Genomic DNA, 278 nt, shown 5'->3' with positions numbered 1-278 from the left:
TTGTAGTCCACCTCGCCGTCCTTGGGCCAACGCTGTACCTGCTGGAAGATGTAGAGGCCGAATGCATAGACACTCTCCGGCGGAATGTCCCACCACAACCGGGTGCTCCCTGAACGCAAGTCGGGCGGAATGTGGATCCAGAGGTCCTTGCGGGCTTCCCAGACGCAGTAGGCCAGCACCACGATGACCATGCACAAGAAGCCGGTGATGAACCGGAACGTGTTGATGTGAGCCTGCTGTTGCGCGGTGTGTTTTCTGAAACTCATGGGGACTCCGTG

The 278-nt window shown here is 58.6% G+C and carries 1 protein-coding gene; it reads right to left on the bottom strand.

The window, feature by feature from the left end; genetic code table 11:
• Positions 1-266: DUF2895 family protein (locus HMPREF2924_RS21260; protein ID WP_141765559.1), on the bottom strand; the 266-nt coding region annotated here is incomplete at its 3' end.
• Positions 267-278: the final 12 nt, after the last annotated feature.

Source organism: Pseudomonas sp. HMSC063H08 (assembly GCF_001813645.1).
GTDB classification, from domain to species: Bacteria; Pseudomonadota; Gammaproteobacteria; order Pseudomonadales; family Pseudomonadaceae; genus Pseudomonas; species Pseudomonas aeruginosa.
Note: the sequence above shows the minus strand (reverse complement) of the source record. Positions and strands in the feature narration are given on the sequence as shown.